Genomic DNA, 667 nt, shown 5'->3' with positions numbered 1-667 from the left:
CGCAAGCCGCCGTCGCATGCTTCATTTCCGTCGTGCAGCAACCGTGCTTGCCCTCCTTGAGGCGGCATAGGCTGATAGCATCAGCCGGCGGGTGACGGCAGCTCTGGCGCGAGCGCTGACAGATCCCATTCACTGCCGATGGTGCGTTCGATCGGGACGATGTCTACGAGGCAGTCGCCACCCCACATCATGATGCGGCCGTCATCGTGCCACCGCGGTCCAGTGCAGTGCCGAGCGAAGCGGCCGAAACGGCACCGACACAGCGCGACCAGCACATCGAAGCCATTGCGCAGCGTGGCCGCATCAGCTGGCAGAGGACACCCGTTACAACGGGCGTGCTCTGGTCGAGGCCGATATCTCACGCTGGAAGCGGGTGATCGGGGACACGCTGCGCTCGCACACGGACGAACGTCAGGCGAGCGAGGTAGCGATCGCTGCCAACGTCCTGAACCGCATGCTCGACCTTGGTCGCCCCGAGTATGTCCGCATCACGTGATCCGAAACACCGGTAGGGATCAGCACGCCCACACCGGCGACCCGTGCAACATCTGTGGACGCCCCCTTCAGGGCAAGGGAAAACTTCAGAATTGCGGTGACGCGTAGTCGGATGCTGCCATCTGTCCGGCCTCTTACGCGGTCACGGACCGCCGGCCTGCATGGGAGTTCG

Annotated in this window: 1 protein-coding gene; it reads left to right on the top strand. The window is 64.2% G+C overall.

Annotation, left to right across the window (positions count from 1 at the left end; genetic code table 11):
- Window positions 1-373 precede the first annotated feature (373 nt).
- The gene (locus ACO1BU_RS37680) at window positions 374-496 is read left to right on the top strand and encodes a hypothetical protein (RefSeq protein ID WP_424140946.1); all 123 of its coding nucleotides are present in this window, start codon (window positions 374-376) and stop codon (window positions 494-496) included.
- The last annotated feature ends 171 nt before the right edge of the window (window positions 497-667 follow it).

It is taken from the genome of Roseomonas chloroacetimidivorans, from assembly GCF_049629625.1.
GTDB lineage: Bacteria > Pseudomonadota > Alphaproteobacteria > Acetobacterales > Acetobacteraceae > Roseomonas > Roseomonas chloroacetimidivorans.
This window is presented reverse-complemented; position numbering and strand designations above follow the sequence as displayed.